Annotated in this window: 10 protein-coding genes; 6 read left to right on the forward strand and 4 right to left on the reverse strand. The window is 39.4% G+C overall.

Annotated elements, in window-relative coordinates:
* Positions 1-263: 263 nt before the first annotated feature.
* The 3 genes from VB711_RS23170 to VB711_RS23180 all read right to left on the reverse strand — a co-directional run bounded on the left by VB711_RS23170 (position 264) and on the right by VB711_RS23180 (position 2,302).
* Positions 264-626 (reverse strand): phage holin family protein, encoded by a 363-nt coding sequence (locus VB711_RS23170; protein ID WP_323288710.1) that lies wholly within the window; start codon positions 624-626, stop codon positions 264-266.
* 310 nt (positions 627-936) lie between these two features.
* Complete coding sequence (locus tag VB711_RS23175) at positions 937-1,554, reverse strand: biopolymer transporter ExbD (protein WP_323288711.1); 618 nt, start codon at positions 1,552-1,554, stop codon at positions 937-939.
* Positions 1,544-2,302 (reverse strand): MotA/TolQ/ExbB proton channel family protein, encoded by a 759-nt coding sequence (locus tag VB711_RS23180; RefSeq protein WP_323288712.1) that lies wholly within the window; start codon positions 2,300-2,302, stop codon positions 1,544-1,546. The genes VB711_RS23175 and VB711_RS23180 overlap by 11 nt, the downstream gene beginning before the upstream one ends.
* A 170-nt stretch (positions 2,303-2,472) precedes the next feature.
* Here VB711_RS23180 and VB711_RS23185 point away from each other — a divergent pair, with 170 nt between their 5' ends.
* The 5 genes from VB711_RS23185 to VB711_RS23205 all read left to right on the forward strand — a co-directional run bounded on the left by VB711_RS23185 (position 2,473) and on the right by VB711_RS23205 (position 5,276).
* Complete coding sequence (locus tag VB711_RS23185) at positions 2,473-2,787, forward strand: YkvA family protein (protein ID WP_323288713.1); 315 nt, start codon at positions 2,473-2,475, stop codon at positions 2,785-2,787.
* A 106-nt stretch (positions 2,788-2,893) separates the two neighbouring features.
* A complete protein-coding gene (locus VB711_RS23190; RefSeq protein ID WP_323288714.1) occupies positions 2,894-4,006 on the forward strand; it encodes a D-alanine--D-alanine ligase family protein in 1,113 nt (370 codons plus the stop codon).
* A 25-nt stretch (positions 4,007-4,031) separates the two neighbouring features.
* Positions 4,032-4,457: a hypothetical protein gene (locus VB711_RS23195; protein WP_323288715.1), complete on the forward strand. Its 426-nt coding sequence runs from the start codon at positions 4,032-4,034 to the stop codon at positions 4,455-4,457.
* Between the two features lie 87 nt (positions 4,458-4,544).
* A complete protein-coding gene (locus VB711_RS23200; RefSeq protein ID WP_323288717.1) occupies positions 4,545-4,925 on the forward strand; it encodes a DUF433 domain-containing protein in 381 nt (126 codons plus the stop codon).
* Positions 4,926-5,276: a DUF5615 family PIN-like protein gene (locus VB711_RS23205; RefSeq protein WP_323288718.1), complete on the forward strand. Its 351-nt coding sequence runs from the start codon at positions 4,926-4,928 to the stop codon at positions 5,274-5,276.
* 46 nt (positions 5,277-5,322) lie between these two features.
* On the opposite strand, the gene murG is transcribed toward VB711_RS23205, so the two are convergent.
* Complete coding sequence (gene murG, locus VB711_RS23210) at positions 5,323-6,396, reverse strand: undecaprenyldiphospho-muramoylpentapeptide beta-N-acetylglucosaminyltransferase (protein ID WP_323288720.1); 1,074 nt, start codon at positions 6,394-6,396, stop codon at positions 5,323-5,325.
* Positions 6,397-6,481: 85 nt separating this feature from the next.
* Between murG and VB711_RS23215 the strand changes: the two genes are divergently transcribed.
* Entirely contained in the window at positions 6,482-7,294 is an 813-nt protein-coding gene (locus tag VB711_RS23215; RefSeq protein WP_323288722.1) for a nuclear transport factor 2 family protein, read from the forward strand.
* The last annotated feature ends 178 nt before the right edge of the window (positions 7,295-7,472 follow it).

Raw genomic sequence — 7,472 nt, forward strand, 5'->3', positions numbered from 1 at the left:
CTACACATACAAAACCCACGGAGGTGGGTTTCAAACCCTTAATCTTTCCTTAGTCCACGCAGGTGGACTTGGCTTGTGTAGTAGTGAATTATATTCGCCCAAAACTTTTAAAACATCCTCTAATCCGTAATTCGTAATTCAGAATATCTGTAAGTCTTACCTAACGCCAAATCAGAAAAATATCATCTGTCTGGTTTTATCTGTTTCTTGACAGATCAATGCTTACGGTTTTTCGGTAAATTACGAATTACGAATTATTGACTTTATAAACCTAATAACTTATAAATTAGGTTATTGATAATAGTCAGAGAAAAAGCTCCTAAAATGGCACTCCAAATACCATAGCGTAAACGAAAACCCTCTACTAACCAGGCAGCAAGACTAAAACAAATAACGGCAATCATAAACGTAAAAATACCAGATAACAAGTCAAAGGTGACTAAATTTGGTATCGTAAATACGAGTTTTAAGACTGGCTTAACTAATGCCGTGATAATACCCAGAACTGCTGCGGAAAAGATAGTTTTTCCTGGACTATCAATTTCGACTCCAATGGGGAGTTTACTGATAATCCACAGGCTAATAGACGTGACCAACCAAACAATTAACAGTGTCACAATATTCATTGCCAAAGTCCCTGAAACGTTGATGGCGATTGGCGATCAGTTAATTGGTTCATTGATATAAAAATCTTTGTAGCTTCACCAATTATTTATAAATTACCAGAACTTTTGGCTTTAAAGTGAATTTATTTTAAATATCTTTAGGTTTAACTAATTAGGCGTATGTAGAGACGTTCCATGGAACGTCTCTACAGTATTGATTTAGCCAACTTTACACAAAATTGGTATTACATCAGTTACTGATTAAAAAAAAGTAGGAGCGAACAATGATTCACTCCTACTAAAAAATGTATTTTTTGTAAATACCTGACTATTATCTGCTGGGAGCAGGACTGGTTGTATCGGGAGCGCTGTTATTGGGAAATACTGGTGAAATACCAGGTTCACCAGTTCCAGGAATTTGATTAGACTGTGAAGGTATGGAAGGATTAAACTCTGGCATTGGCACTGTGTTGGGTATTGACAGGGGGGCAGTAGGAAAGTTAGGTGAATTTATATCTGATTGAGATGAACCAGCAATAATGCCTAAAGAAACACGATTTCCCCCCACTTCTCGCAGGATGTCTAATGTTTGAATGACATCGTTATAAGTTGCGGTGCGAGACGCATTCAAGACTAAAACACCACTAGGATTATTTTGGACATATTGCCTTAATTGTGCTGCCAATTCCTCCCGGCCGACTGGAGTTTTTTCGATGTAAGTTTGACCAACAGCATCAATAGTCACAGGTAATATATTATTTCTACTCTGTGAACTAGCAGCCGATGTTGTACCTGTACTAGCCTTGGGTAAATCAACATTAATTGCTTGTTGCCGAGTAAATTGTAAAGCTGCCAATAAAAAAAAGGTCAGGATACAAAAAACGACATCAATTAAAGGGATGATTTGAATTTGGACTTCTTCAAAGGGAGTATCTAGATTAACTTTCATCTTCTGGTGATATTGGGTCTATTGGGGGTTCAAAATTTTGGGAAAAATTATCTGGTTCTTGTTGATCAGAATAACTAAAATTCTGGTATCCAGGTTCTTCTACTGTTTCTAATGTACTTTTGCTCAAATCAGGTGGAGATTGACGATAGAGTAATTCCAGTTCGTTTCCGGCTTTGTTAAAAACCTTAACTTGGTTGACAACAAAACCTTGAAATAAACGGTAAAATGCCAAACTGACAATTGCCACAATTAATCCGGCGGCGGTACTAATTAGAGATTCTCCAATACCAGTAGTTACTCCAGCAGTGGATTCAGTACCCAAATCACCAATGCGAATGGCACGCAAAGACTGGATTAGTCCTAAAACTGTACCTAATAAACCCAATAATGGTGAAAGGGCAATGACAGTTTCTAAGAGTTTTTCCCCCCGACGCATTCCGGCTAATTCTTCTGAGGCTGTGGACTCTAACGCTAGTCGAAAGGTTTCTGGGTCGTTTTTTTTCAACCGTAGGGGTGCGTAAAGAAACCGCCCAATTGGTTGATCTACTGATTGTTTGGCTATTTCTGTGGCTATTTCCCAATTTTCAGTAGCAGCGTCAATTACTCGCTCAACTATTGTTTTTTCTTGGCTTAAAATTCGTAACCAGAACCACAGACGTTCAAAAATCACGCTTAACGACAGAACAGACAACAAAAGCAAAGGCCACATTGCTGGCCCGCCTTTATAAAACAAATCTAAAATATCCACTGTGTAAAATTCCTCCCTCTATTAAGTTTAATTTTAGAGATTAATGTGCAATTACTATCATTGATGTACTTGGGGACGGTTATTCCCACCGGGAGTTAAGAACATTATTTGTCAGAATAAAAGATGAATGGGGGTTAAAAATTGAGGCTGATTTTTTTTGGAGGTTTTAGATGAATTTCTCAATCCAAACGGTTTACAATTGGTATCGGGATTTACTGCGTAATCCAAAATATCGTTGGTGGATAATTATCGGTACACTAGCTTATCTGGCGAGTCCTATTGATATTGCTCCAGATTTTATCCCGATTATCGGACAAATTGATGATGTTTTTTTGGTGACATTGCTAGTTTCTGAGGTTTCTGCTTTACTAATTGATGGTTGGAAATCTCGTCAAGGTAGTGTGGACAGTAATGCGAACAATGAAGTTGCAGATTCCGGCTCTACTACCGATACTGTTGATGTTGATGCTGTTTCTGTCAAGTAGTTACTGCTACAAAATCAACTTTTAGCCGCAATATTTTTTGATTTAGAAATTTTCAGCACCCTGACCATGATACGCTATCTGCTTTAGATGTGTAGAGGGACTGAAAATGAATAAGCTGCGGGTGGGCTTACTGTTTGGTGGACGTTCTGGAGAACATGAAGTTTCTATAAGTTCGGCTAGGGCGATCGCTCTAGCTTTAAGTACAGAGGAAAATGCTAATAAGTACGAAATTCTGCCTTTTTATATCCAAAAAGATGGCTTTTGGCAAGCGGGGGATACTGCACAGCAGGTTTTAACATCGGGGCTAACTATCCAAAATCCAGCGATAACTCCTAATTTGTGGCAATTTCCACCCCAAACAGCAGAAGTGCAAGTTTGGTTTCCAGTTCTCCACGGACCAAACGGTGAAGATGGGACAATCCAAGGTTTACTAACTTTAATGCAAGTCCCTTTTGTGGGTTCTGGGGTGTTGGGTTCAGCAGCAGGGATGGATAAAATAGCGATGAAAACCGCTTTTGCCCAAGCTGGACTACCCCAAGTAAAATATAAAACGTTAACTAGGGCGCAAGTTTGGTCTAATCCTTGTGTGTTTCCCAAGGTTTGTGATGAAATTGAATTGGCTTTGGGCTATCCTTGTTTTGTGAAACCTGCTAATCTGGGTTCATCGGTGGGTATTGCCAAAGTGCGATCGCGCCAAGAATTAGAAGCAGCTTTAGATAATGCCGCTACCTATGATAGACGTATCATTGTGGAGGCTGGTGTTGTGGCTAGGGAAGTTGAATGTGCGGTTTTAGGCAATGATCAACCCCAAGCTTCTGTGATTGGTGAAATTACCTTTGACAGCGATTTTTATGACTATGAAACTAAATATACTCAAGGTAAAGCGGATTTATTTATTCCGGCCAAGCTACCAGATGCAGTTGTTGAAGAAATTCAAGATATGGCATTAAAAGCGTTTGTTGCTGTTGATGCTGCTGGGTTAGGAAGGGTAGACTTTTTTTATGTCGAAGCAACTGGGGAAATTTTAATTAACGAAATCAATACTTTACCAGGATTTACTGCCACGAGTATGTATCCTCAACTTTGGGCATACACGGGTATCTCTTTTCCCCAATTAGTTGATCGATTGATTCAACTAGGAATTGAAAGACATTCCCAAGTCAGGAGTCAGGAGTCAGGAGTCAGGAGTCAGGAGTCAGGAGGAAGAATTAAAAAATGAACAATTTTTCAACAGCTTTTGATTTTTGACTTTTGACTTTCGGGAAGCGATGCTAGAGGGTGTAGGTGAAAAGTGGATGAATCATAGTCAGGACGAAGCAGATAAACTAACTAAACTCAGTCTCAAGGTTGCAAGCAATAGATCAACATCTAAAAATCTGTTAGTTAAGCATCCTTGGATTTTTTTATTTGGCTTGTTAGCAACTTCTGTAGGAATTTCTATTTCTAGCTATTACAGTATGATTTATGTGGGCGATCTACCAAAATCAGAAATCATGCCATCGGTAGTAATTGATAACTCAACTCCTACCCTTCCTGATAATAGTAATCCTACACCTTTGTGGTTGTTAATAGCGATCGCTGGCAGTTGTGGTAGTGGTTGTTTAATGATTTTTGTCTTACTCACACGTTCACCACGGAGGCACAAACTCACTCAAAATCATCGTCATTAGGGACTTCTAAAAAATAAATTATTTAAAGAAACGAACCACAGAGGACACAGAGGACACAGAGAAATAAGAGTTTGAGAGGTTTTTTGTTTGGAAGTCCCTTACCACAAATCTGATCTAAAATCTTTAACTGACTTGGTAGAAGCAAAGCGAATTAATATGTTAGTCCTGAATTACCCGCATATCGAAAAGAATGAGAATCAGCCAGCAAGATTACAGCGTTTTCCTCGGATTAGAGTAGCGCAAATTGTCATGGACTATCTTACCTATGGTTGGTCAGTAGAGGAAATGTGTCGTCAACATCCTGATTTAACTCATGCGGAAGCTCATGCTACTATGGGTTATTATTTTGACCACCAAGAAGAGATTGACCAAGAGATCAAGGAAGAATGGGAACAAGTGCAGGAAAGTATAAAGAAATCAGTAAGATCCCCATTTTACAGCAGAATGAAAGCTAAAGGACTGTTGTAAGTGGCTATTTGTTTATATATGGATGTTCATGTACCTCAAGCTATCACATCACAATTACGCCGTCGGGGTGTAGATGTATTAACTGCCTTTGATGATGAAACACAAGAACTTTCTGATGACAAATTATTAAACAGAGTGACCAATCTTAACCGAGTCCTATTTACTCAAGATATCCGTTTTCGGGTCTTAGCTGAAACTTGGCAGATAGAAGGAAAACAGTTTTCAGGATTAATTTTTGGACATCAACTTGGTGGGACAATTGGTCAATTTGTTCAAGATTTAGAATTTATTGCTAAGGCTTCAGAAATTGATGAATGGCTGAATGTAGTTGAATATATCCCTTTCAAATAAGTTAATTGAAAGAGAACTGTTATCGCTAAACTAAGAGCAATACTTTTTACTTTTCCATTACTTCCCGCACCAAAGCCGCTAATTGATCAGCACTATCAGGAACAGCGATCGCTCTGGCGTTTGCTGCCATTTTATCTAATTCTGTGGGCGATCGCAACAAGTTTAAAACCTGATTTTGCAATATTTCTACTGTCAACTCGGATTGTTTAAAACATAACCCTGCACCAGCTTGAGTAAATACTTCCGCATTATAGGTTTGATGGTCTTCCGCCGCAAAAGGATAAGGAATTAAAATTGCTGGAACACCACACACCGCCAATTCTGTCAAACTCCCAGCCCCAGCGCGACTAATAGCTAAATTAGCACGTCTCAATAAGGCCGCCATATTATCATAAAAAGGCAATGTTATATACTGGGGATGTTGAATACTGTCCGCTTCCTCGTCTCTATCCCCTGTTAAATGCACCACATAAGCACCAATTTCAAACCAAGGGGCCACTGATTGACGAACTAATTTATTTACCGCCACTGCGCCTTGACTACCCCCAAAAACCACAATTAAGGGAACATCCCCAGGAATGGGTAAATCTAAAGTAGTATCAACTTCTGTATTCAGGAATTGGGAACGGACAGGAGTACCCACACAAGCAGTATTGGCACCTTTTAAATATTTGGTTGCGGCTGCAAATCCCACAGCTACCCTACTACACCAGGGTCCAAAAAAGCGCGTAACTTTCCCCGGTAAAGCGTTAGATTCATGGAAAACAATAGGTAAACCCAAAGAACGCGCCGCAATTACCGCAGGTGCAGCTATATAACCGCCAGTGGTGAATAATCCCTGAAAATTACCTTTTTTGAGAATGCGTCTTACTTCTAAAATTGAACTGAGGAGTTTGATTAAGGTTTTCAAAGAGGAAAGACCAAATCCTTGCTGAAACCCTTCAACTACAATAGTATGCAGAAGATACTGCTTGGGAACAAGCTGTGTTTCTAACCGATTGGGGACACCCAGCCATTCAATTTCATATTCTGGCAGTTTTTCGGCTAGAGCGATCGCTGGAAATAAATGTCCACCGGTCCCACTAGCAGCTATTAGTAATCGTGTTGGTGCGTTTGTCATCAAAAGCTATACCCTAAAAGCGCCTAGCTTAACTAAGATAAAACAAATTCTCTACTTTCTCCAATCAAATCAGTAAAATATTACAATGACTAACATTTTTGATTTATTAATGAAACGCAACAAAACACTTACCCCACATATTTCCCTAATTTCTTTACTTTTAACCCTTGGGTTCAGTAATATTTCATCAATAGCCCAAGCCAGTACAGCACAAACTGCACCCCCAGAATTGAAAAACTTATTGACCCAAATTGATACGGCGGCTAGTCAGGGTAAGGTGAAAGAAGTAATGCAATTTTACAGCCCTAACTTCACTCATGGCGATGGATTAAACCGTGAGACTATGGAAAAATCTTTAACTTCTTTATGGGGTAGATATCCTCAATTACGCTACAATACAACTATCCAATCATGGAAGACTCAAGGTAATGCTATTATTGCTGAAACTGTCACCAATATCTCAAGCTTACCCTCTCCTGACAATAATAATTTAGCTCTCAAAGCCACAATTAAGTCACGTCAGCGTTTAATAGGTCAAAAAATTGTCCGTCAAGATATTCTATCAGAACTCACTCAGGTTAGTTTTGGAACTAAACCGCCAGAAATAGAAATTAAATTACCACAACAGGTAAAAGTCGGTCAAAAATATAACTTTGATGCCATTGTTCAAGAACCATTAGGTGATGATTTTTTACTAGGAACGGCCTTAGAAGAACCTATTCAAGCAGGTAAATTTCTCAACCCCACATCTGTAAATCTGGAATTACTCCCTGCTGGTGGACTGTTTAAAGAGGGACGCGCACCATCAGTTCCCGGTAATCAATGGGTTTCTGCGGTAATATTACGAGGTGATGGCATGACCATGATCACTCAACGTCTACAAGTAGTGAAAAAATAGTTAACTTAAGCCCCGGCGACTGGAAGTCGCGGCTATACAAACAAAGTCCGCGCAGGCGGACTCAAGAAAAATCGAAGATATGAAACCTACGGAGGTGGCCTTCCCTACGGGAAGTCGCTACGCGCCATACCTGTATAGATGCGGTTTTTAACCGCCGATTTAATCTTAAGTTGACTTT

Source organism: Cronbergia sp. UHCC 0137 (assembly GCF_034932285.1).
GTDB lineage: Bacteria > Cyanobacteriota > Cyanobacteriia > Cyanobacteriales > Nostocaceae > Cronbergia.